This window comes from Nocardiopsis valliformis DSM 45023 (assembly GCF_000340985.1).
GTDB lineage: Bacteria > Actinomycetota > Actinomycetes > Streptosporangiales > Streptosporangiaceae > Nocardiopsis > Nocardiopsis exhalans.
In genome coordinates this window covers 13083-36106 of sequence record NZ_ANAZ01000015.1, presented here as the reverse complement: position 1 = coordinate 36106, position 23024 = coordinate 13083, and the positions used below count along the sequence as shown (strand labels likewise).

At 70.4% G+C, this 23024-nt stretch carries 19 protein-coding genes; 11 read left to right on the top strand and 8 right to left on the bottom strand.

Annotated elements, in window-relative coordinates; genetic code table 11:
* Positions 1–220: 220 nt before the first annotated feature.
* From rpsO to D457_RS0116465, 3 genes are all read left to right on the top strand, one after another.
* Positions 221–490 (top strand): 30S ribosomal protein S15, encoded by a 270-nt coding sequence (gene rpsO / locus D457_RS0116475; RefSeq protein ID WP_017581774.1) that lies wholly within the window; start codon positions 221–223, stop codon positions 488–490.
* A gap of 288 nt (positions 491–778) precedes the next feature.
* Positions 779–3100 carry a polyribonucleotide nucleotidyltransferase gene (locus D457_RS0116470; protein WP_017581773.1) on the top strand — a complete coding sequence of 774 codons (2322 nt, stop codon included), beginning with the start codon at positions 779–781 and terminating at the stop codon, positions 3098–3100.
* A gap of 108 nt (positions 3101–3208) precedes the next feature.
* On the top strand, positions 3209–4543 hold the full coding sequence (locus D457_RS0116465; protein WP_017581772.1) for a M16 family metallopeptidase: 1335 nt from the start codon (positions 3209–3211) through the stop codon (positions 4541–4543).
* Between the two features lie 72 nt (positions 4544–4615).
* On the opposite strand, the gene D457_RS0116460 is transcribed toward D457_RS0116465, so the two are convergent.
* The 3 genes from D457_RS0116460 to D457_RS0116450 form a co-directional block, all read right to left on the bottom strand.
* Entirely contained in the window at positions 4616–5083 is a 468-nt protein-coding gene (locus D457_RS0116460; RefSeq protein WP_017581771.1) for an Hsp20/alpha crystallin family protein, read from the bottom strand.
* A complete protein-coding gene (locus tag D457_RS0116455) occupies positions 5080–6675 on the bottom strand; it encodes a BCCT family transporter (protein ID WP_026116714.1) in 1596 nt (531 codons plus the stop codon). The genes D457_RS0116460 and D457_RS0116455 overlap by 4 nt, the downstream gene beginning before the upstream one ends.
* Positions 6676–6959: 284 nt before the next feature.
* On the bottom strand, positions 6960–7469 hold the full coding sequence (locus D457_RS0116450; RefSeq protein ID WP_017581769.1) for a MarR family winged helix-turn-helix transcriptional regulator: 510 nt from the start codon (positions 7467–7469) through the stop codon (positions 6960–6962).
* Positions 7470–7651: 182 nt separating this feature from the next.
* Between D457_RS0116450 and D457_RS0116445 the strand changes: the two genes are divergently transcribed.
* From D457_RS0116445 to D457_RS0116430, 4 genes are all read left to right on the top strand, one after another.
* On the top strand, positions 7652–8749 hold the full coding sequence (locus tag D457_RS0116445; protein ID WP_017581768.1) for a polyprenyl synthetase family protein: 1098 nt from the start codon (positions 7652–7654) through the stop codon (positions 8747–8749).
* Positions 8750–8822: 73 nt separating this feature from the next.
* On the top strand, positions 8823–10289 hold the full coding sequence (crtI, locus tag D457_RS0116440; protein ID WP_017581767.1) for a phytoene desaturase family protein: 1467 nt from the start codon (positions 8823–8825) through the stop codon (positions 10287–10289).
* Positions 10286–11242: a phytoene/squalene synthase family protein gene (locus D457_RS0116435; protein ID WP_017581766.1), complete on the top strand. Its 957-nt coding sequence runs from the start codon at positions 10286–10288 to the stop codon at positions 11240–11242. The genes crtI and D457_RS0116435 overlap by 4 nt, the downstream gene beginning before the upstream one ends.
* A 37-nt stretch (positions 11243–11279) precedes the next feature.
* The gene (locus tag D457_RS0116430) at positions 11280–12287 is read left to right on the top strand and encodes a DUF5914 domain-containing protein (RefSeq protein ID WP_026116712.1); all 1008 of its coding nucleotides are present in this window, start codon (positions 11280–11282) and stop codon (positions 12285–12287) included.
* A 32-nt stretch (positions 12288–12319) separates the two neighbouring features.
* Here D457_RS0116430 and D457_RS0116425 read toward each other — a convergent pair whose 3' ends face one another.
* Both D457_RS0116425 and D457_RS0116420 read right to left on the bottom strand, forming a co-directional pair.
* Entirely contained in the window at positions 12320–13882 is a 1563-nt protein-coding gene (locus D457_RS0116425; protein ID WP_017581764.1) for an FAD-dependent oxidoreductase, read from the bottom strand.
* Positions 13879–14703: a class I SAM-dependent methyltransferase gene (locus D457_RS0116420; RefSeq protein WP_086002207.1), complete on the bottom strand. Its 825-nt coding sequence runs from the start codon at positions 14701–14703 to the stop codon at positions 13879–13881. The genes D457_RS0116425 and D457_RS0116420 overlap by 4 nt, the downstream gene beginning before the upstream one ends.
* Positions 14704–14793: 90 nt before the next feature.
* Here D457_RS0116420 and D457_RS0116415 point away from each other — a divergent pair, with 90 nt between their 5' ends.
* Positions 14794–15981, top strand: coding sequence for a lycopene cyclase family protein (locus D457_RS0116415; RefSeq protein ID WP_026116710.1), 1188 nt, complete (start codon positions 14794–14796; stop codon positions 15979–15981).
* On the opposite strand, the gene D457_RS0116410 is transcribed toward D457_RS0116415, so the two are convergent.
* Positions 15929–16885 carry a MerR family transcriptional regulator gene (locus tag D457_RS0116410; protein WP_239646122.1) on the bottom strand — a complete coding sequence of 319 codons (957 nt, stop codon included), beginning with the start codon at positions 16883–16885 and terminating at the stop codon, positions 15929–15931. The genes D457_RS0116415 and D457_RS0116410 overlap by 53 nt on opposite strands.
* Before the next feature lie 95 nt (positions 16886–16980).
* Here D457_RS0116410 and D457_RS0116405 point away from each other — a divergent pair, with 95 nt between their 5' ends.
* The 3 genes from D457_RS0116405 to D457_RS0116395 all read left to right on the top strand — a co-directional run bounded on the left by D457_RS0116405 (position 16981) and on the right by D457_RS0116395 (position 21468).
* On the top strand, positions 16981–17601 hold the full coding sequence (locus D457_RS0116405; protein WP_017581760.1) for a DUF4383 domain-containing protein: 621 nt from the start codon (positions 16981–16983) through the stop codon (positions 17599–17601).
* The gene (locus D457_RS0116400; RefSeq protein WP_017581759.1) at positions 17598–19085 is read left to right on the top strand and encodes an SDR family oxidoreductase; all 1488 of its coding nucleotides are present in this window, start codon (positions 17598–17600) and stop codon (positions 19083–19085) included. Before D457_RS0116405 ends, D457_RS0116400 begins: the two co-directional genes overlap by 4 nt.
* 148 nt (positions 19086–19233) lie before the next feature.
* Positions 19234–21468: an MMPL family transporter gene (locus D457_RS0116395; RefSeq protein WP_017581758.1), complete on the top strand. Its 2235-nt coding sequence runs from the start codon at positions 19234–19236 to the stop codon at positions 21466–21468.
* Here the strand turns inward: D457_RS0116395 and D457_RS0116390 are convergent.
* The gene (locus tag D457_RS0116390; protein ID WP_017581757.1) at positions 21428–22213 is read right to left on the bottom strand and encodes an aminotransferase class IV family protein; all 786 of its coding nucleotides are present in this window, start codon (positions 22211–22213) and stop codon (positions 21428–21430) included. The two genes, D457_RS0116395 and D457_RS0116390, sit on opposite strands and share 41 nt — an antisense overlap.
* A 102-nt stretch (positions 22214–22315) precedes the next feature.
* A complete protein-coding gene (locus tag D457_RS0116385; protein WP_017581756.1) occupies positions 22316–23023 on the bottom strand; it encodes a GntR family transcriptional regulator in 708 nt (235 codons plus the stop codon).
* Between the last annotated feature and the right edge of the window lies 1 nt (position 23024).

Sequence of the window (23024 nt, the reverse complement as noted above, 5' to 3'; positions counted from 1 at the left end):
GTGGTTTGCGGTAGTGTGGATTCGTCCACGTGTGCCCGCAGTGAGTCGTGCCCCTCTCGGGGAGCGGACTCGGCGGGAGCGCGGTGCACCCGCGCCATCGGCGACGGGCCGCGCGCACCACACGCGACGGTGACTGTTCGTACGCGCGGTCACCGCGTCTGAACCCTGTCAAGTACCGGGGTTCGCCCTGCGTACCGACTCTTGAAACAGAAGGAGCGTTGTGTCGATCGACACCGCCACCAAGGAAAAGATCATCGCCGAGTACGCCACCGCTGAGGGCGACACCGGCTCCCCCGAGGTCCAGATCGCGCTGCTCACGCACCGCATCACGGAGCTCACCGAGCACCTCAAGGACCACAAGCACGACCACCACAGCCGTCGTGGCCTGCTCCTGATGGTCGGCCGCCGCCGCCGTCTGCTCAAGTACATCGCCAAGCAGGACATCACCCGCTACCGCTCGCTGATCGAGCGTCTGGGTCTGCGCCGCTAGGTTGATTCGGAGGGAGTGGCTTCGGCCGCTCCCTCTTTGTTAGTAAGGTGTAACCAGAGTGGCCTCCGTCATCGGAAGTCACTCGCACGCCACCGCGCCGTCACCCCGGTACCAGGGGTCGGTCCTCGGTAGTGGTCTCCGGACACCACCCGTCAAGGGTGTGCCGTGGGCTTCGATCGATGACCGGCCGTCATCACCTCCGGGGCACGTCGCGGAAAGTACATCGCTGTGCCGAGAGCCTGTCCGGCTCCGGCGCGGCGGACCGCAACATGTAGTAGGAGGTCGCCCATGGAGGGCGTTTACTCGGCCGAAGCCGTCATTGACAACGGCAAGTTCGGCACCCGTACCATTCGCTTCGAGACCGGCCGTCTGGCCCGTCAGGCCGCCGGTTCGGCCACGGTCTACCTGGACGACGAGACCGTCGTCCTGTCGGCCACCACCGCCTCGAAGCGCCCCAAGGAGAACCTCGACTTCTTCCCCCTGACGGTGGACGTCGAGGAGCGGATGTACGCCGCCGGCCGCATCCCCGGCTCGTTCTTCCGGCGTGAGGGCCGTCCTTCCGAGGACGCCATCCTCACCTGCCGCCTGATCGACCGGCCGCTGCGCCCCTCCTTCAAGAAGGGCCTGCGCAACGAGATCCAGATCGTCGAGACGATCCTGGCTCTGCACCCCGAGCACCTGTACGACGTCGTCGCCATCAACGCGGCCTCGATGTCCACGCAGATCTCCGGGATCCCCTTCTCCGGCCCGCTCGGCGGCGTCCGCGTCGCCCTGATCGACGGCCAGTGGGTGGGCTTCCCGACCCACGCCGAGCTCGAGGGTGCCACCTTCGACATGGTTGTCGCCGGCCGTGTCATGGAGGACGGCGACGTCGCGATCATGATGGTCGAGGCCGAGTCCACCACCCAGACGCTGAAGCTGGTCGCCGAAGGGGCTGTCGGCCCCAACGAGCAGACCGTCGCCGAGGGTCTCGAGGCTGCCAAGCCCTTCATCAAGGTGCTGTGCAAGGCCCAGCAGGCCGTCGCCGACCAGACCAGCCGTGAGCAGACCGAGTTCCCGGTCTTCCTCGACTACGAGGACGACGCCTACGCCGCCGTCGAGGCGGCCGTGCGCGAGGAGCTCTCCAAGGCCCTCACCATCGCGGACAAGCAGGACCGCGAGAGCGAGCTCGACAAGATCAAGGCCTCCGCCGCCGAGAAGCTGGCCGAGGACTTCGAGGGGCGTGAGAAGGAGGTCGGCGCCGCCTTCCGCAGCCTGAGCAAGCAGCTCATGCGTGAGCGCGTGCTGCGCGACCAGGTCCGCATCGACGGCCGCGGCCCCAAGGACATCCGTCAGCTGAGCGCCGAGGTCGGCATTCTGCCGCGGGTGCACGGTTCGGCCCTCTTCGAGCGTGGCGAGACCCAGATCATGGGCGTCACCACGTTGAACATGCTGCGCATGGAACAGATGGTTGACACGCTCAACCCTGACAAGACCAAGCGCTACATGCACAACTACAACTTCCCGCCCTACTCCACCGGTGAGACCGGTCGGGTGGGCTCGCCCAAGCGGCGCGAGATCGGGCACGGCGCCCTGGCCGAGCGGGCCCTGCTGCCGGTTCTGCCCGCCCGCGAGGAGTTCCCGTACGCCATCCGTCAGGTCTCCGAGGCCCTCGGGTCCAACGGCTCCACCTCGATGGGTTCGGTCTGCGCCTCCACCATGTCCCTGATGGCGGCCGGTGTGCCGCTCAAGGAGATGGTCTCCGGTATCGCCATGGGTCTGATCAGCGAGGGCGACCAGTTCGTCACGCTGACCGACATCCTCGGTGCCGAGGACGCCTTCGGTGACATGGACTTCAAGGTCGCCGGTACCCGTGAGCTCATCACGGCCCTGCAGCTGGACACCAAGCTGGACGGCATCCCCGCCGAGCAGCTGGCCCTGGCCCTGCAGCAGGCCCGCGGCGCCCGTCTGGCCATCCTCGATGTCATGCAGGAGGCCATCGAGCGTCCGGCCGAGATGAGCCCGAACGCTCCGCGCATCCTCACCGTCAAGGTGCCCGTCGACAAGATCGGTGAGGTCATCGGCCCCAAGGGCAAGATGATCAACTCGATCCAGGACGACACCGGCGCGGACATCTCGATCGAGGACGACGGCACCATCTACATCGGTGCCACCGACGGCCCCTCCGCGGAGGCCGCCCGGGACACGATCAACCAGATCGCGAACCCGACCATGCCCGAGGTGGGCGACCGCTACCTGGGTACCGTCGTCAAGACGACCGCCTTCGGCGCGTTCGTCTCGCTGCTGCCCGGCAAGGACGGTCTGCTGCACATCTCGCAGATCCGTAAGCTGCACGGCGGCCAGCGCATCGAGAACCTCGACGACGTGATCAGCATCGGCGAGAAGATCCAGGTCGAGATCCGCGAGATCGACGACCGCGGGAAGCTCTCCCTGGTCCCGGTCGAGGTCGTCGAGTCCGAGAACGCCAAGTCGGACAAGGCCGACTCCGCTCCCAAGGCCGACAGCGCCGAGGGTTCGGACGAGGACTCCGACAAGGATGACGACAAGGGCGAAGGCGCCCCGCGCCGCCGCCGGCGTCGCAGCTCCGGCGGGCGTTCCGAGAACACCTGATCCTGAGTCCGTCTGACCCGGGGCGGTCGCGTCTTCACGACGCGGCCGCCCCGCCGTCGTCCCACACGTATGCTCTGCTGAATGCCCCGACGCGAAGAAGAAGGATCCATGAGTTCTGTCCCCATCGCCGCAGAGCAGGAGCCGGGCACGACCGTGACGCTGCTGGAGCCCGACGGCGGCTCCGGACTGGTGCGTCGGACGGTACTGCCCGGCGGCCTGCGCGTGGTCACCGAGAACATCCCCGGCGGCCGGTCCGCGGCCTTCGGGATCTCCGCGACCACCGGCTCCCGTGACGAGGACTCCGCGCACGCGGGGTCGGCGCACTTCCTGGAGCACCTGCTCTTCAAGGGGACCGGGACCCGCTCGGCGTTGGAGATCTCCGCGCTGCTGGACGGTGTGGGCGCCGACCACAACGCGTACACCACCAAGGAGCACACCTGCTACTACGCGAAGGTCCTGGACCGGGACCTTCCGCTCGCGGTGGACGTGGTCGGTGACATGGTGGCCAACTCCGTCCTGGACGAGGACGAGGTGGAGACCGAGCGCGGCGTGATCCTTGAGGAGATCGCCATGTACGAGGACGAGCCCGCCGACCTGGTGGACGACGTCTTCGCTGAGCACTTCTTCGGTGACACCCCGCTGGGCCGCCCGATCCTGGGCACTGCCGACACCATCAAGGCACTGGCCCGCGAACGCATCGCCGAGCAGTACCGGGACGCCTACGTGCCCTCGGAGCTCATCGTCACCGCCGCGGGCAGCCTGGAGCACGACACGGTGGTCGAGCAGGTCCAGGCCATGTTCGCCGACCGCCTGGCCGCTGCCGGTGACGCCCGCCCGTCCCGCCCTCGCATCGCGGGGGAGCCGGTCCGCACCTTCGGTGGCACGGTCGTGCAGCCGCGTGAGACCGAGCAGGCCCACATCATCCTGGGTTCGGAGGGGCTGACCCGTACCGACCCGCGCTGGTACGCCCTGCGCCTGCTCAGCGCCGCTCTGGGGGGTGGCATGTCCTCCCGCCTGTTCCAGGAGGTGCGTGAGAAGCGCGGCCTGGCCTACGCGGTGCACGCCTACCACACGGCGTACGCCGACACCGGCACCTTCCAGATCTACGCGGGCTGTCTGCCGGAGAAGGCCGACGAGGTCATCGGGGTCTGCCGCGACGAGCTGGCCAAGGTCGCCGCCTCCGGCATCACCGCCGAGGAGCTGACCCGCGCCAAGGGCCAGATCCAGGGCGCCATGGTGCTGGGCAGCGAGGGCACCAACGCCCGTATGGGGCGCCTGCTCTCGCACGAGCTCACCCGGCCGCGCCACTCCTCCATTGACGAGGACCTGGCGAAGTATGACGCGCTCACCCAGGATGACGTGGCGGCCGTCGCCGCCGAGCTGCTGGCCCGCCCGCGAGCGCTGGCCGTGATCGGCCCCTACGAGCCCGACCGCGTTTTCTAGCCCTCACACGCTAACGACCCCCGCCGGGCACGCGCCCGGCGGGGGTCGTTGGGCTCCTGGGGCCCGCTCGGATCAGGTGCGCTTGCGCCGTGAGATGTTGATCCGCTTGGGCACGCGCTGGTTGGCGGCCCCGTGGACGACCACCTCCAGCAGGCCCTCGCCGTAGCTGGCCTCCACGTGCTCCTCGCCCACCCCGTCGGGGAGGCTGATCTCCCGGCGGAAGGTGCCCATGAACCGCTCAGAGGAGTAGTAGACGACGTCGTCCTCGTCGCGCCGCCGCTCCCCGCTGATGGTCAGGATGCCGTGGTTGAGGCTGACCGACACGTCCTCCTCGTACACGCCGGGGACCTCGCACCTGATCACCAGGTCGCGGCCGCGGGCGAGGATGTCCGTGGGCGGGCTCCAGGCGTCGGCGAATCCGCGTTCGCGCTCACCAGCCTGGCTGGTCTCGATCGAGGACATGGTGTCGGAGATGCGGTTCATCTCCGTGATCATGTCGACGACCCCGTGGAAGGGGTTGCTGAACCTCTTGGGTGTCATGTGCCCTCTGCCTCCTCTGGAGTGCCTTCTTCACCCTTACGGCCCACCCTGATGTTCCCAGAAGGGGTCGTCGGCGGTCGATCCTCCGCCCGGACCTTCTTTGGCGCGCCGGGCTTCGGTTCGTTCCCCAGCGCCTTGAACAGCCCCCACAGCATGAAGATCAGGATCACCGCGAAGGGCAGGCCGGTGACCACCGACGCGGCCTGGAGGGCGTTGAGTGCCAGTGTGCCGCCCAGCACGAGCAGAATGAGCGTCACAGCGCCTTCGCTGACCGCCCAGAAGCCGCGCTGGAGTCTGTACGCCTGGGTACTGCCGCCGTTGGTGAGCATGTCGACCACCAGGGAACCGGAGTCCGACGAGGTGACGAAGAAGATCGTCACGACGAGGATCAGCAGCACCGAGGCCACGACTGCCACGGCCGGTGCCAGCGGAAGCGCCTCCATCAGGTGGAACGCGGCGTCGGCCTCGTTGCCGTCCTGGAAGCCGCCGTCACCGAACAACTCGTAGTACAGGCCCGCGCCGCCGAAGACGCCGAACCACAGGATGGACACGACGACCGGTGCGAACAGGGCGCCGAGGATGAACTCCCGGATGGTCCGGCCGTAGGAGATCCGGGCCAGGAAGATACCGACGAACGGTGCCCAGGAGATCCACCAGCCCCAGTAGAAGACGCTCCACGCCGTGGTGAAGCCCGCCGCCTGTTCGTCGGCGAGCGGGCTCGGGAAGGACAGGCTCCACGGGATCAGGTTGCCCAGATACTCACCGGCGCCCGTGGTCATACCGCTGATCATCCACAGCTTGGGCCCTACGACGAAGACGAAGGCCAGGAGCAGGAACGCCAGCCACAGGTTGATGACCGAGAGCCTGCGCAGGCCCTTGTCGATCCCTGACAGGACGCTGACCAGCGCGATGGCGGTGATGACGATGATGATGACGGCGTGTGTCAGCGAGTTGTCCGGGGTTCCGAACACCCGGCTGAGGCCGCTGCTGATCTGTAGGGTGCCCAGTCCCAGGGAGGTCGCCAGACCGAAGATGGTCCCGAACACCGCGAGGATGTCGACGATGTTGCCGGGCCAGCCGAAGGCGCGTTCGCCCAGCAACGGGTAGAGGGCCGAGGCGGGCCGCAGCGGCAGGCCCTTGCGGTAGGCGAAGTAGCCCAGGGACAACCCCACCGCGATGTAGATCGCCCAGGGGTGGAAGCTCCAGTGGAAGAAGCTCGCGGCCAGCGCCTCGCTGGCGGCTTCGACCTGGGGTTCGCCGTCGGCGCCCGGGGCCAGGGAAGCGTCCCGGGGAGCGTGCAAGTGGTTGACCGGTTCGGCCACGCCCCAAAAGACCAGGCCGATGCCCATACCGGTGGTGAAGAGCATCGCGAACCAGGCCATGGTGCTGAACTCGGGCCGGGAGTCGTCCGGCCCCAGCCGGATCTTCCCGAACCTGCTGAGCATCAGGAAGATCGCTGCGCCGAGGAAGAAGGTGGTCGCCAGGACGTAGAACCAGCCGAGCGTCGAGCCGATCCAGTCACGGGTGCTCTGTGCGGCTTCAAGCAGCGGGTCGGTGTAGGCGATGCCCAGGACCACGAAGGCGATGATCACCGCTCCGGAAGTGATGAACACCGGAGGGTTGGTTCGTTCTCGGATGAATTCGCGCAGGGTTGAGATGGTGGCTCCTTCCCAGCCCCGTCACGGAGAGTTTCGGGCGGGGGTCGGGCGCCGGTTCCTGCTACCGGCCACGGATGGGTTCCGTGGGATGGTAGAGGCTTACGTCCCTGGTAGTAAAGCAACCGTCACAATGCGGAGAGTTTCCGGCAGAGCATGACATGTCGGATGACGGGTTCACGCTCCGGGGCGGAGGGCCGGAACGCAGGGGCGGGGCGGGGTCAGGTCCTGGGCTCGATGAGTGAGTCCAGGGTCGTTCCGGCACGGTCCAGCCAGTCCACGATGATCTCCAGTTCTTCCAGCGTGTAGCCGGAGTGCAGGTCGATCATCGCCTGCCGCATCCCCGGAGCGGTGGGGCCGATCCTGCCCTCCGCCCCCTCGACCAGTCGTACGGCGACCTTGCGCCTGTCCAGCGGGTGCGGTGTTCGTTCGACCAGGCCGTGCGCCTCCATCCGGTCCACCACGCCGGTCACCGACCCCGTGGACAGGCAGAGACTGTCCGCTATTTCTCCGGGTGTCATGGTTCCGCTGGCTCGGAGAAGCATGTAGCACTGGAAGTCGGTCGGATTCATGCCCGTGCGGTCGGCCATCCGGTGCAGGAGGCGTACGAGGCGCACGGCCAGCTGCTGACCGTCTTGCTGGAGCGCCATGTAGAGCTCCTCGCGGGGCCTGCGGTCGACCTCGTCAACGACCCCGCTCTCCGTGGTCCCAGCGTTGGGCGCGCTCGTCATTGGTCTCCCTCGCCGCTTTGTGCACGGTCCCTCCGTCGTTCCTGTTGATCTTAGGCCTCATCCCAGGTGTCGCTTGGCCGTGAAGCCGCATCGCATGAAATAGTTAGATATACAAGATACTCTGAAAATAAGACATTCTATGACTTTTAGGCCCTGCCAGGGGAGTCGACGCCTTGCTTTCAGTGCACCTGCACGAGACAACGCTGCCAGCAGACCTGGACGGTGTCCGGTCGCTCGTGGGAGACCTGCTGTCCGAGTACCTCGAAGGCCGCATCAACGGCGCTGACAAGGTGGACAAGGACTTCGCAGCCGACCTCGCGGTCAGGCTCGCGTCCTTCACCCTGGACGGCGGCAAGAGGCTGCGCTCGGTGCTGGCGTGGTGGGGGTGGCTGGCCGGGGGCGGCGCAGCGCGCGGAGCCGGTGCCCGAGCCGCGCTGAGCGCCTGTTCGGCCATCGAGCTCCTCCAATCGTTCGCCCTCGCCCACGACGACGTCATGGACGCCGCAGCCATGCGCCGCGGTGAGCCCTCCTTCCACGCCGCCCACACCGCGGAGCACCGCGCGCGCCGTTACTACGGGGACGCCCGCCGCTACGGGGAGTCCATGGCGATCCTGGTCGGTGACCTCGCCATGGCCTGGGCCGATGACCTGCTCCACGAGTCGTTGGAGAGCCTGCCCACTCGGAGCGCCGCGCACACGGTGTGGCGGGAGATGCGCACGGAGGTCATGGCCGGGCAGTTCCTCGATCTGCGCGCACAGGCTCGCGGTGAGCGGTCCGAGCTCAGCGCACTGCACGCCGACCATCTCAAGACCGCCACCTACACGGTCGAACGGCCGCTTCACCTGGGCGCGGCCATGGCCGACGCGCCGGCGCAGACCCTGGCGGCCCTGCGCGGCTACGGCGCGGACGTGGGGGTGGCCTTCCAGCTGCGGGACGACCTGCTGGATCTCTACGGCGATCCCGCCCGAACGGGTAAGGAACCCGGGGAGGACCTGCGGGAGGGCAAGAACACCTTTCTGCTGGCCGCCGGACTCCGGTTGGCCCGGGAGCAGGGCGACACCGAGGCACTGCGGACGCTGTGCCTGATAGGAGGACCGTCCGAACACGTGGACATCGAAGGCACGGCACACGCACTCGAACGTGTGGGCGCCCGGAGCCTGGTCCAGCGGCGCTGCCGGGAACTGGCCGAACGCGGTCTCGGGCGGCTCGCCCCACTCGATCTCGACCCCGCGGTCGGCGAGGGCCTGCGTTCCTTCGCCCAGGCGGCCGCTCAGCCCTGAACACCTGATATGTGACATTCCCGGAAGTCGAGGAGAAACCGTGAGCGTGGTTCAAGGAAGCGGGCGTCGTCCCGTGGTCGTCGTGGGAGCCGGTTTGTCCGGGCTCTCCTGCGCGCTCCACCTGCTGGGCGCCGGGCGCGACGTGGTGGTGGTGGAGCGTGAGGACCACCCCGGCGGCCGCGCGGGGCGCCAGGACATGGAGGGCTACCGCCTGGACACCGGCCCCACCGTCCTCACCATGCCCGAGCTGTTGGACGAGGCCTTCGCCGCGGTGGGGGAGTCCGTCCGGGACCGGATCGAACTGGTGCCTCTGGCGCCCGCCTACCGCGCGGCCTTCGCCGACGGCTCCACGATCGATGTCCACACCGACCGCGCGCGCATGGCCGCGGAGGTCGCCCGTGCCGCCGGAACCCGCGAGGCCGTGGGCTACCTGCGCCTGCGTGACTGGCTGACCCGGCTGTACGACGTGGAGATGCGCTCCTTTATCGACGCCCAGTTCGACTCGCCGCTGGACCTGCTCGGCCCCGACCTGGTGCGCTTGGCCGCGATGGGTGGGTTCGGCCGCCTGGCACCGGCCGTGGGCCGGCACGTCAAGGACGAACGGCTGCGCAGGATCTTCTCCTTCCAGGCGCTCTACGCCGGCGTCGCACCCGACAGGGCACTGGCCGCCTACGCCGTCATCGCCTACATGGACACCGTGGCCGGCGTCTACTTCCCCCGAGGCGGGATGCGGATGATCGGCGAAGCCATGGCCGCAGCCGCCGCCAAGGCCGGCGCCGACCTGCGCTACGGGGAGTCGGTGAGCCGCCTGGAGCGCTCCGGGGACCGCGTCACCGCGGTGATCACCGACCAGGGGGAACGGATCGCCTGTGACCAGGTGGTACTGACCACGGACCTGCCGGCCGCCCACCGGCTGCTCGGGCACCGTTCCCGTAGGCCGGTACGTCAGCGGTTCTCGCCCTCGGCCGTGGTCCTGCACCTGGGCACCGACCGCACCTGGGACCACCTGTCGCACCACACCATCTCCTTCGGGACGGCGTGGCAGAGCACGTTCACCGAGATCATCGACCAGGGGCGGACCATGAGCGACCCCTCGCTGCTGGTCACCCAACCGACCCTCACCGACCCCTCCCTGGCCCCGGAGGGGCGCCACCTCTTCTACGTGCTGGCGCCCGCGCCCAATCTGGAAGCCGGGGCCATCGACTGGGACGAGGAGGGGAGCCGCTACCGCGACCACATCGTGTCCACCCTCGAATCACGCGGGATGACCGGCCTGGACGCCTCGGTGCGCGCTGAACACCTGGTCACCCCAGCGGACTGGGCCCGCAAGGGCCTGGCCAGGGGGACCCCCTTCTCTCTGGCGCACACCTTCACGCAGACAGGACCGTTCCGGCCGCGCAACACCGTGCCCGGAACCGCGAACGCCGTGCTGGCGGGCTGCGGCACCACCCCCGGGGTCGGGTTGCCCACGGTCCTGGTCTCCGGCAAACTCGCGGCTGCCCGCGTGGTCTCCCGGACCGGGAGCGGGGTGCTTCGATGAGCACCGCCACCGCCGAACTCCAGGCGGCCGGGATCGGTCCCGGTCAGTTGCGGGAGGACTACCTGCTCTGCCGGGCTCTGCACGCTCACCACGGCCGTACCTACTACACCGCCACACGTGTTCTGCCGCCTGAGCGCCGACCCGGTGTCCACGCCCTGTACGGCTTCGCCCGCTGGGTGGACGACATCGTCGACGAGCCCGGTCCGGAGCTGACCACCGGGGACCAGCGAGCCCGTCTCGACGCGATCGACGCCGACCTCCACCGCGTCTTCACCGGCGGCGAACCGGGTGAACCCGTCCTGCGGGCCCTGGCGCACACGGTGCGGCGCTACGATCTGCCCCGGGACTACTTCACCGCCTTCATGGCGTCCATGCGCATGGATCTCGCCGTTCCCGCCTACCGGGACCTCGCACACCTACGTGAGTACATGTACGGCTCGGCCGCGGTCATCGGACTCCAGGTCCTCCCGGTGCTCGGCACGACCGTGCCCCGGGAAGCGGCCGCCCCGCACGCCGCGGCACTGGGAGAGGCCTTCCAGCTCACCAACTTCCTGCGCGACGTGGCGGAGGACCTGCGTCGGGGCCGGATCTACCTGCCCGCCGACGTGCTCGCCGACCACGGTGTCGACCGCGCTCTCCTGGAGCACTGCGCGAGCACGCGGACCCCGGACCCGCGTGCACGGCGTGCGGTTGCCGACCTCGTCGGGATCAACCAGGAGTTCTACCGGCAGGCCGAGCCGGGCATCGCGATGCTCGCCCCGGTCGCCAGCCCGTGTGTCGCCACCGCCTTCCGCCTCTACCGCGCGATCCTGGACGAGATCACCGCGGCCGACTTCGACGTGTGGAGTGTGCGGCACCGGGTTTCGGACGGAAGGAAGCTGGCCGCGGCTGTTCCCGCTTTCGCCCGCGCGCTGTGGGCGCGCAGTGTGCCCCGACCCAGAACCGCCACGTGACCCCCACCCGGAGTCCGGAGCGAAGAGAAGGAGTCCCATGACTTTGCCGTCCCCCGAACCCCGGCGCCTTCCGTTGCGCAGGATGCCCCGCGGCACCTGGTCCCGGCAGGAGCCCTCGTGGCGCCAGGCCTCTCCCGCCGTGATCGGCGCGGCGCTCAAGAGAGCGCTGGCCCGCCCCTCCGGGAACTGGTTCGTCCTGGCCTCCAGCACGGAGGTACGCAGCGACCGGCCGTTCGGCCGGGTGGTGTCCGGAACCGAAGTCGTCGCCTGGCGCACCGGCGACGGATCCGTGCACGCGGGCCCGGGCGCCTGCCCCCACCTCGGAGCTCCGCTGTGCCGGGGAGCTGTCGACCAGGGTCGCCTGGTATGCCGGTGGCACGGGCTCTCCCTGGGCCCCGGCGGTTTCCCGGGATGGAGCCCTTACCCGGCGCACGACGATGGAGTGCTCGTGTGGGTGCGCCTGGACGCGGCCGGAGGCGAGGAACCCACCGACGCACCGGTCGTCCCCGAGCGCCCCCGCGGGGTGAACACGATCGCGGCGGTGGAGAGTCTGGCCGGCCGGTGCGAGCCCGAAGACGTCGTGGCCAACAGGCTCGATCCGTGGCACGGCTCCTGGTTCCACCCCTACTCGTTCGTGGGCCTGAAGGTCACGGAGATACCCGAGGGCCCGGATCCCGACCCGGACCGCATGGTGGTGGACGTGGGCTTCAGGGTCGCGGGCAGGTGGGGTGTGCCGGTGCGCGCCGAGTTCACCTGCCCCGAACCGCGCACTGTGGTCATGCGCATCATCGAGGGAGAGGGGGCGGGCAGCGTGGTGGAGACACACGCCACCCCGCTCGGCGTCGACCGTGACGGAGTCCCGCGCACCGCGGTTATCGAGGCCACGGTCGCCGCTTCCGAACGCACCGGATTCGCCTTGGCCCGGCGGGCGGCGGGTGCGGTGCGCCCGGTGATGAGGTTGGTCGCCCGCCGACTGTGGAAGGACGACCTCGCCTACGCCGAGCGCCGTTACCTGCTCCGGGCGTCCGGTCGCTGGCCGGGCTGAGAAGGGTGCTGCCCCGGTGGGCCGCGACTCCGCTACGTGCTCTGCCCGCGTCGCCTCCGAGCGGCCCGGGCCAGAGCGCGCAATGCTGGGGAGCGACCCTGCCGGGGCACGGTCCACAGTGTGTGACCCCGCCGCCCCCACCGCGGCAGAAGCGCGTTCGCGGCGCTCATCCCGCTGGTGGCCGCGCCCTCCATCAGGGCCACCGGCAGGTCCACGCGCACGTGGTCCCCCGCCACGACCAGGAAAGGATCGGGTGTGGTCACCGTGCACCGGTCTGCATAACCCCCCGGGGGGAAGAGCGCGCAGTCCGCACGCATCTCGTGCCGGGCGTCCACCTGCCGGGCCGCGGCCAACTCCGGGTAGACCGTGGTGGCCTGCTCCCACAGGGACTTGCGTTCGGCCTGCGCGTCACACCCCTCGGCCAGCGCGTAGGCGTGCAGTTCCACCACCGAGCCCCCAGTGCGGTCCGACCACTCCCGGGCCTGGTCCTCGTACCGCTCCAGCACGCTGACATTGTCCAGGGTCGGGTATCCGCCGGTGCCGAGGAAGGCCTGCCGGTGCGGTCGGACCGGGCGGTCCAGCCAGTAGCGTGACACCAGGAACGGTGGGGCGGAGGGGATGCGGGACACCCGGCTCCGCCACCGGGCCGACCCCAGCTCCGGTGAGCGGGAGACCAGCTCTCGCAGTCCGCGCGGGTCGGCTGCCAGAACGACCGCGTCGAACTCCCCGCTCCGAGCGCCCGCCGCCTCCGACCAGTCGACACGGTGGCGCAGTCGCCCCCCGGGGGTGATCCCGTCGACCGGCGCACCGGTGCGCAACTCCACTCCCAGGCCTCTCAGGTAGCCCGCCAGCGGGTTCCACAGCGCTTGCGGGAACGGCGACCTCGGTACGTCGAACACCAGCCCCTCGGCGGACCCCAGGAAGTACACGTGGAACATGACCGCCATCTCGGCCGCGGAGAGCTGCTCGGGCGCGGCGAAGAAGCTCCGGCTGAAGACCTCGAAGGCCAGGTGCCGGGCGGTGGCCGGGAAACCGGTGACCTCCAGCAGTTCCCGGGCGCTGCGGTGCCCCATGCGTTCGTGCACCCCGGGCACGTCCACGTCCAGGAGTTGGAGCACGGCTGGGAGGTTCACCCCGGCGAGCTCCGTCAGAGGGAAGCTCGGGCTCGTCGCGGCCAGGGCGAACGCGTTCAGCGGCGGGGTGGAGGGCAGTCCCGAGAACCGGTCCCTGGCACCCGAGCTGTGCACCAGCGGGTAGTCGGGCAGCGCGACCAGGCCGTCCAGGTCCGGGTCGGCCCGTCTGAGCAGACCGCGCAGGTTGTAGTACTGCCGGAAGAACGCGTGGAAGCCCCGGCTCATCGTGGCGGTGCTGCCGTCGGCCAGAGTCGTCTCCCATCCGAGCAGGCGGCCCCCCAGACCCGGCTCGCGCTCCAGCAGCACCACCTCCACATCGCGCTCGGCGAGTCCGCAGGCGGCGGCCAGCCCGGCGATGCCGCCGCCGACGACCGCGACGCGCGGCCTGTGCTCGGGGCGTGGACCGACCGGAGGCGGTGCCAGCACGGGTTCGGCCCGCGGGTCCCTCACATCGGGGTTCACCGTGCTCCCTTCGGTGCAGCGGGCTCCTCCCCGCAGTCCGCACCGGGAGGGGAACCGGCTTCGGAGGAACCGGACACCGGGCCGGTCTCCCCGGGGCCCGGGCACCGTAGCGGCCTGCGCCCGACGAAGGTGTGCGTGATCCCGTACTGCCATCCGGGCAGGGGGGCGCTCGCCACCGACTCCAGGCCGACCGCGCGCATCCTCCCCAGCAGAGCGGAGCGCCCGTCGAATTCCAGAACGCTCCGCCACAGGTAGCGGAACAGGTCCGCGCGTCCGGCCAGGGCCCGCCCCGCCGGTATCACCACGCTCCAGCACACCGCCGTCCACACGGCCTGGGCGGAGACCGAATCGGCCACCGAGTACTCGTGCAGGGCCAGCCGCCCGCCCGGGGCCAGAACCGAGCACACCGATTCCAGAAAGACGTCCGGGTCGGGGACGTTGCGTACCAGGTAGGCCGCGAAGACCGCGTCGGCGGGGCCGCCCAGCAGTTCCCGCGCCCACTCCGCGGTGATGTCCTCCGCCCGGGAGAGGTGGAAGGTGACGTTCGCCGGCCATTCCTTGGCCGCGGCGGCCCTCAGCATGCCCTCGGAGGCGTCCACACCGACGATCCTGGCCAGCGGGTACTCGCGTAGCAGGGCCGCGGTGGAGGCGCCCGTGCCGCAGCCCAGGTCCATCAGGAGCAGGCCCTTACCCCGGGCGGGCAGCCGCAGCCTCCGTGCCGACGTGCGCAGATCCCGGTGGTAACCCGGGTTGGCGGCGACCAGCCGGTCGTAGGCGGAGGCGGCGTTGTCGAACTCGTCCGTCACCGCCCCGGTCTTCATCAGCCCGGTCGGGGTGGTCAATGGTTCCTCCAAGGGTGGCAGGGGCCGGGCGGGGAGCCCTGAGCTCCTCCAAGGGGCATGCTTGTGGACATGGCCGACTACGACGTGGTGATCATCGGAGCCGGAGCCGCAGGGCTCACCCTGGCCGATCGCATGGGGGAGGTCAACCAACGACGCGTGTCCCCGCTGCGCGTGGCGCTGGTGGAGCCTCCTCCCGGTCCCCATACCCCGCCGCCCCGGACGTGGTGCTTCTGGGAGCCGGACGGAGGGCCCTGGGACCGGCTGCTGGCCGCACGCTGGGAGGACCTCGCGATCGTGGGTCCGGACGGGGCCGAGTACCGATCCTCGGCGGCGCCCTACGTCTACAAGATGCTTCGTTCCGCCGACGTCCAGGCGCACGTACGCGCCACCGCGGACGAGCACGTCGAACAGAGGGAGCTGTACGTTCAGCGAGTCGCCGACGGTACTGACCACGCCACTCTCACGGCCCTGGGGCCTGACGGCGGCCGGGTGGTCCTCACCGCGCGCTGGGTGTTCGACTCGCGTCCGCCCTCTCCGGCGCCCGCGGGCCGCACCCACCTGCTCCAGCACTTCCGCGGCTGGTTCGTGCGCACTGCCGAGGACTCCTTCGACCCCGCCGCGGCGGTGCTCATGGACCTTCGCCCGCCTCAGCCCCGGCACGGGGTGGCCTTCGGCTACGTGCTCCCCCTGTCCACCCGCGAGGCTCTGGTGGAGTACACCGAGTTCGGCCGTACCTCCCTCACCACCGCCGAGTACGACCTGGCGCTCAAGGACTACTGCGAGCGTGTGGGCCTGCCCGAAGTCGAGGTCACTGCGACCGAACAGGGTGCGATCCCGATGACCGACGCGCGCTTCGCGACCCGCGCCGGGCGGCGCCTGTTCAGGGTGGGCACCGCCGGGGGCGCGACGAGACCGTCCACCGGTTACACGTTCAGCGGGGTGGGACGGCAGGCCGCGGCGATAGCCGAAGCCCTGGTACACGACCGGGTACCGGTGCCGCCGGTCCCGCACCGCCCCCGCCACCTGGCTATGGACGCCGTCATGCTGCGGGCCCTGGACAGCGGCCGGGTGTCGGGCGCTGACTTCTTCACCCGTCTCTTCTCGGCCAACCGCTTCGGTGACGTGCTGGCGTTCCTCGACGGGGAGTCGGGGCTCGCCCGTGAACTGGCCATGGGCTTGTCCACTCCGGTCGCCGCGATGACGCTCAGCACGGCCGACCATCTGTGGTACTCCCTGCGCTCCCGTGCCACTCCCTGATGGCGGACAGGACGGACACGGCCTCGGTGAGGGAGCCGAGGTGCCCGTCCGCCACCCTCAGCGCAGAACCTGCGTCCCGCCAACCCGGCCCCGCCGTGTACAGGGCTGTGCGCTCAGGCGCGGAAACCGTGCTGCGCGCGGTCGTGACCAGGGTTTCGGCGTCGTGCGGACCGCTGTTGTGACACCACAGGACCACCGCGCGCGGGCCCACTCGGCGTACGGCGCGCACCGTCGCCTCGGTGGGGGTGCAGGGCCCCAGGACGCGGTGTGCCAGTCCTGCTTCGCGCAGAGCGGCGGCCAACGCCTCCACCGGCAGGCTGTGCATCTCGTGCGGTACGCAGGCCAGGACGACCGGCCGTTCCCGGCCGCCGGACGGCGGAGGCGGTCCGGGCACGCGGCGCAGGACCGAGGACACACACCATGAGAGGAGGTGCTCCACCTCGATGTAGCGTTGCGTCTCCTCCCATTTGCGCCCCATCCCGTACAGCAGCGGCATCGCCAGGTCCTCCCAGGTCAGGACGGTCCCGTAACGTGCCACGGCTTTCTGCAGAAGGCTTTCGACGAGGTCGGAGTCCATGCGCATGGCGGCTCTGGTCAGCCCCTGGAGCGTGGGGGAGGCGGTTCCCAGCGCCGTGGCCCGCACTTCGCTTCGCGGCTCCGGGAGCATCGGCGGTGCGGCGGTGCGCGCGGTGAGGACCTGGCGCGCGGCCGCGGCCGCGGGCATGCCCTCGCCGACCAGACGGCACAGCTCCCGGAGACGGGCGACATCGGCGGGGGAGTAACGCCGGTGCCCTCCCGGGCTGCGTTCACGCGGGCCGACCCCGTAGCGCCGGTCCCAGCTGCGCAGGGTGGTCGGTGCTATCCCGAGCAGCCGTGCCGTGGCCCCCGGGCTGAGTGCGTCCATCATGGCGCCCCAACACGTTGCGAAATCGGTGCGACTTGTGACACAGGCCGCTGACCTCTGACTCTAGTCCTGAGAGCACCGAAAGGGGCAACGACATGGAACTGGACACCACACGTCGGGCGGACCGGCGCCTGGACCTCGTCTACCGCATCGGGGCCGGGTTGACCGGGCTTGTCCTGGTGGGCTTCGGTAGCGCGGGGCTGATGATCAGGCTGCCGCTCTTCGACACCCAGGGCGAGGTCATCGCGGGGCTGTCGACGAACGGCGCACTGAGCTTCATCTCCATCGCCATCGGTTCCCTCCTCGTGGGGGCGGCGATTCTGGGCGGGAAGTTCGCGTCCACGGTGTGCGTCGCGGTGGGTGCGGCCTTCGTGGTCAGCGGACTGGTGAACCTTTACCTGATGAGTACGGACTTCAACGTTCTGGCCTTCTCCATGCCCAACGTGATCTTCAGCTTCGTGGTCGGCCTCGTGGTCATGACCTTCGGCATGTACGGCCGGTTCAGCGGAGGCTTGCCGGAGGACAACCCCTTCCAGAGGCACCGCCACCCCGATCCCTCCACCGGGGACGAGGGGCGGGAGACCGGTTCGACGGGGGAGGACCGCGTTCGGGGCCACGGGGCGAACCGACTCGCGGGCCCGCGGGGTACGGCCGCCGGTGTCCCCGGTCCGCGCTCCGCGGCGCGGGAGGACAGCGCCGAGGAGTTCCGGGGATGAGTGCTGCCACGGGGCGCCTCGCCCTGGTGACGGGGGCCAGCGGCTACATCGGCGGTCGTCTGGTCCCGGAGCTGCTGGACGCCGGGTACAGCGTCCGTTGCCTGGCCCGGACCCCGGACAAACTACGTGATTACCCCTGGCGGGACCGCGTCGAGGTGGTCCGGGGCGACGTGGTCTCCGGGGAGGGCCTGCTGGAGGCACTGTCCGGTGTGGACGTGGCCTACTACCTGGTCCACTCCATGGGCGGTGGCCGCGACTTCGTCAACACGGACGCCGAAGGCGCGAGGCGGTTCGCCGAGGCGGCCGGGGAGGCCGGGGCCGGACGCGTCATCTACCTCGGGGGGCTGGCGCCGGAGCACGTCGAACTGTCAGAGCACATGGCCTCGCGTGAGGAGGTCGGGCGGATCCTGCTGGATGCGCCGGTGCCTGCCGTGGTGCTGCGCGCCGCTGTCATCCTCGGGTCCGGATCGGCGTCCTTCGAGATGCTGCGGCACCTGACGGAGCGCCTTCCCGCGATGACCACGCCCCGGTGGGTGCGCAGCCGGGTGCAGCCCATCGCCGTTCGGGACGTGCTGCGCCTGCTCGTACGCGCGGACGAACTCCCGGAGGAGACCAACCGGACCTTCGACATCGGCGGACCCGAGATCCTCAGCTACGCGCAGATGATCCAGAGGTTCGCCGCTGTGGCGGGGCTGGTCCGCCGACTGATCCTTCCGGTGCCGGTTCTGTCCCCGGGGTTGTCGAGCCTGTGGGTCGGCCTCATCACACCGGTTCCGCCGTCGGTAGCCCGGCCGCTGGTGGAGTCGTTGCGGCACGACTCGGTGACGGCGGAAGACGATCTCGCCCGGCTTCTGCGCGATCACGAGCGCATCGGGTTCGACGAGGCGGTGCGCCTGGCGTTGCGGCGCATCGACGAGGACCGCGTGGACACGCGCTGGTCCTCCGCCGCGTGGCCCAGCGCACCGTCCGACCCGTTGCCGACCGACCCCGACTGGGCCGGGGGCAGCCTGTACACCGACCGCCGGGCGCGTCACGTCGACGCCGCCCCATCGGAGCTGTGGCGGGTCATCGAGGGTATCGGCGGTGAACGCGGCTGGTACTCGTGGCCGCTCGCCTGGGCCGCGCGCGGCTGGATCGACCTCGCGGTGGGCGGGGTGGGCCTCAGACGCGGCCGCCGCGATCCCGAGCGCCTGCGGGTAGGGGACTCGTTGGACTTCTGGCGGGTCGAGGAGGTCGTCCCCGGCGAACTCCTGCGGCTGCGAGCCGAGATGCGCCTGCCGGGCCTGGCCTGGCTGGAACTGCGCGTGGGGAGCCAGGACGGACGCACGGTGTACTGCCAGCAGGCCCTGTTCCATCCGCGCGGTCTGCTGGGGCACCTGTACTGGAAGGCGGTCACGCCCTTCCACGGGATCGTTTTCGGGTCGATGGCCGACAACATCGCCGCCCGGGCGGCGGACACCGACGAACCGGCCGTACGCACCTGAACCACGGGGCGGGGCCGGACCGGCCCCGCCCGGCGTGACCTGGTCCGGCTGTGCGTTATCGTATGGGGGCAATTGGCTAGAATTTCAAGAAGCTTGGATTTCTAGCAAAATGCTGGACCCTACCCGCCTACCCGGAAGGACTCCCGCCGTGAGGGAACGACACGAGCCGCCACGTAGACGATCACGCTGGTGGGTCGGCGCGGCTCTGCTGGTCAGCCTGATCTGGCTGCTCGGCGCGGGCCCCCTGGGGGCGTTCCTCGGCAAGCTCGGGGAAGTCCAGACCAACGACCCCGGCGCGTTCCTGCCGGTCGGAGCCGAATCCACCGAAGCCGCGGAACTCGCCGAGGACTTCGATCGGGGCGACACCGTCCCCGCGATCGTGGTCCTGTCCGCCGACCGCGAGCTCACCGACACCGACCTCGCCGAGGCGGGCGCCCTGGCGGAGCGAATCGGTGCCGAGTCCTGGGCCACCAGCCAGGTCATCGGCCCGATCCCGGGCACCGAGGACCCCTCCGTCGCCCAGCTCGTCGTTCCGATCGGTGAACGCTTCGACACGGGCGACTCCGTGGCCGAACTGCGCGCACTCCTGGCCGATGACCCCCTCCCCGGAATCCAGGCCCAGGTCACCGGGCCCGCCGGGTACGCGGCCGATCTCGTGGCGGCCTTCGGCGGCATCGACTCCACCCTGCTGATCGTCGCGGTCGTCGCGGTCCTGGTCATCCTCATCGCGGTCTACCGCTCACCCCTGCTGCCGGTCCTGGTGATCGTCGCCTCCCTGCTGGCCTTGGGACTCTCCGGGGCACTGGTCTACGCCGCCGCCGACACCGGTCTGGTCAGCCTCAACGGCCAGAGCCAGGGCATCCTGTTCATCCTGGTCGTGGGCGCCTGCACCGACTACGCGCTGCTGCTCGTCGCCCGCTACCGGGAGGAACTGGCCGCCCGGGAGCGCGTGCCCGAAGCGGTCCTCGCCGCGGTCCGGGGCGTCACCGGACCCATCCTCGCCTCCGGCGGAACCGTCATCCTCGGCCTGCTCTGCCTGCTCGCCGCCGACCTCGCCTCCACCCGCAGCCTTGGCCCCGTGGTCGCCATCGGGGTGGCCGCCGCGATGCTCTCCGCGATGACCTTCCTGCCCGCCGCCCTCGCCCTGTGCGGTCGGGCCGCCTTCTGGCCCACCGCCCCGCACCACACCCGCCACGAGGAGGGCCAGAGCACCGACCAGGTCCTGCGGCAGCACCCCTTCTGGGGTCGCATCTCCGCCGCGGTCGCCCGCCGCCCGCGTGCCTACTGGCTGGGCACCACCGCCCTGCTGATCGCCGCGGCCGTGTTCGCGCCCCAGTTCAGCGCGCAGGGCACCGGACAGGCGGAGATCTTCCGCACCCAGGTCGAGGCGGTGGACGGCCAGGAAACACTCACCCGCGGATTCGGCGCCGAGTCCAGCGCCGCGCCCGCACTCGTGGTGGCCGACGAGGCGTACCTGGACGAGGTAGTGGCCGCCGCCGAGAGCCTGCCCGACGTCGACGGTGCCGCCCCGGTCACCGAACCCGGACCGCCCGCGGGCCAAACCCCCGGCGAGGACCCCGCGCCCCTGGTGGAGGACGGCCGCATCCTGGTCGAAGTGGTGCTGGCCGCCGACCCCGAATCCCCCGAGGCGGTGGCGGCCGTGCGCGGACTGCGCGCCGAGCTGAGTTCGATCGAGGGGGCGAACGCCCTGGTGGGCGGGGTCAGCGCCACCGACCTCGATACCCTGGAGACCGCGCAACGGGACTTCGTCGTGGTCGTGCCACTGGTGCTGGTGGTCGTCTTCCTGGTCCTGATCCCGCTGTTGCGGTCGCTGGTGGCCCCGCTGCTCCTGATGGCCGCCAACGTACTCTCGTTCGCCGCCGCCCTGGGGGTGGGCACTCTGGTGTTCGACCACGTCCTCGGCCTACCCGGAGCGGACCCGGTGGTGCCGCTGTTCGCCTTCGTGTTCCTGGTGGCGCTGGGGATCGACTACAGCATCTTCCTGATGTCCCGGGCCCGCGAGGAGACCCTCACCCGCGGGCACCGCGAAGGTGTCCTGCGGGCGCTGACGGTGACCGGAGGGGTGATCACCTCAGCCGGGGTGGTGCTGGCCGCGACCTTCGCCGCGCTCGCCGTGATCCCGCTGCTCTTCCTGCTGCAACTGGCGTTCCTGGTGGCCTTCGGGGTGCTGGTGGACGCGCTGCTGGTACGGACGCTGCTCATCCCCGCCCTGTCCCTGGACGTGGGGCCGCGCCTGTGGTGGCCGGGCCGGGCGGCCCGAACCGGTGACGGGCCTCGGCCCGACTCCGCATCCGCGTCCCCGCCCCTCATCGCTACCGCCGCTACAACAACTCGCCCGGAAGCTCCCGGTAGGCCTGACTGATCTTGCGGATCAGGTCCGGCCGGGGAAGGCTCACCCCGTCGATCGAGCCCACCGGCCGGACCCCGTTGACGGCATTGGTGACGAAGGCCCCCGCGGTCCGGGTGGCCGCCACAGCCGCCAGGGGGCGGGTGGAGACCGGGATCCCGAGCGCCTCGGCGGCCTGGTCGACCAGCCGCATCGTCACCCCGGGCAGGCAGGGGGCCTGCGGCCAGACCAGCCCTGACCCGTCCAGGAAGCCGATGTTCCAGGTGGGGCCCTCGGAGACACGGCCGTCCACACCCGTGAACAGGGCGTCGTCGAACCCGTCCAGCTGGGCCGCGCGCCGTTGCCGGATCGCCCCGAACAGCCCGGTGCCCTTGACCATCGGGGTGTCCCGCGAGAACAGGCGGGTACCGAGGTGGATCGGCGGCGGGACGGCCCCCGGGGCCGAACGGGTCGTCACCAGGATCTGGGGCAGGGCCCGGGCACTGGGGTGACCCAGATCCAGGGCGGGGTCGTAGACGGTCACCCGGACCACGGCGGGCGAGGGGTGCGCACGCGCTGAGCGGCGCGCGAGTTCGCGCACGCGCGGGATGTCGAGTTCGGTGCCGAAGAGGGTCGCGCAGTCCCGGCTCAGGCGCTCCACGTGCAGATCCAGACCGCGCACGCGTAGGTCCGTGACCAGCATGGTCGTGAAATGCCCGTAGCCGTACAGGGCGAGACCGGCGAGTTCTCCCGTGCTGACGGGGCGTCCGTTCAGTTCCATTACGGGCACCATTCTGGCACTTCGGGACCTCTGGCAGCAGGCGGTTGGGCGGCCGGGTCCGGACGGAGAAGGGCCCGGGTCCATCGGCGCCCCGGACCGGTCTCAGGTGCGGGAACCCCGCTCCAACTCGATGAACGCGGTGACCAGCTGGTCCTCCGAGGTGTCCAGGTACTCGGTGAGTTCGGCGGCCGCGGTCTCGGCATTCCCCTCGACCAGCGCCAGGTGGATGCGCCGGTTCCACTTGAGGTAGGGGTCGTGGAACTCACGGGGCGCGGCCATCACGTGGAACACCAGCCGGGTCTCGGCCAGCACCTGCCTCATGAACTCGTTGATCCGCTCACTCCGCGCCAGAGCGGCGAGCGCCTCGTGGAAGCGCATGTTCGCGCTGCCCATCCGCCACCAGTCCTCCTCGGCCCGGGCCCGCTCGCCCTCGTCGACGGCGGCGCCCACGGCGCGCACCAGTTCCGCCGGGGCGTCGCTCGCCCCGCGCACGGCGGGAAGTTCCAGGGACCTGCGCGCATTGAACAGATCGCGAACGTCTTCGCTGGTGGGGCGGTTGACGAACACCCCCCGGTGCATGTGGTGCACGAGCAGGCGCTCACGGCTCAGGAGCCGGAAGGCCTCACGCAGCGTGTTCCGGGAGACCTGGTACTTGCGGCTGAGCTTCTCCTCGGACAGGCGCACGCCGGGGGCCAGCGCACCGTCGATGACGAAGGTGCGCAGCAGGTCGGCGACGCGTTCGGCCTGGCTGGTGGGCCGCGCCAGGGCGGGCGCGGGCAGCCGGTCGATGTGGTCCTCGGTCGCCGTCACG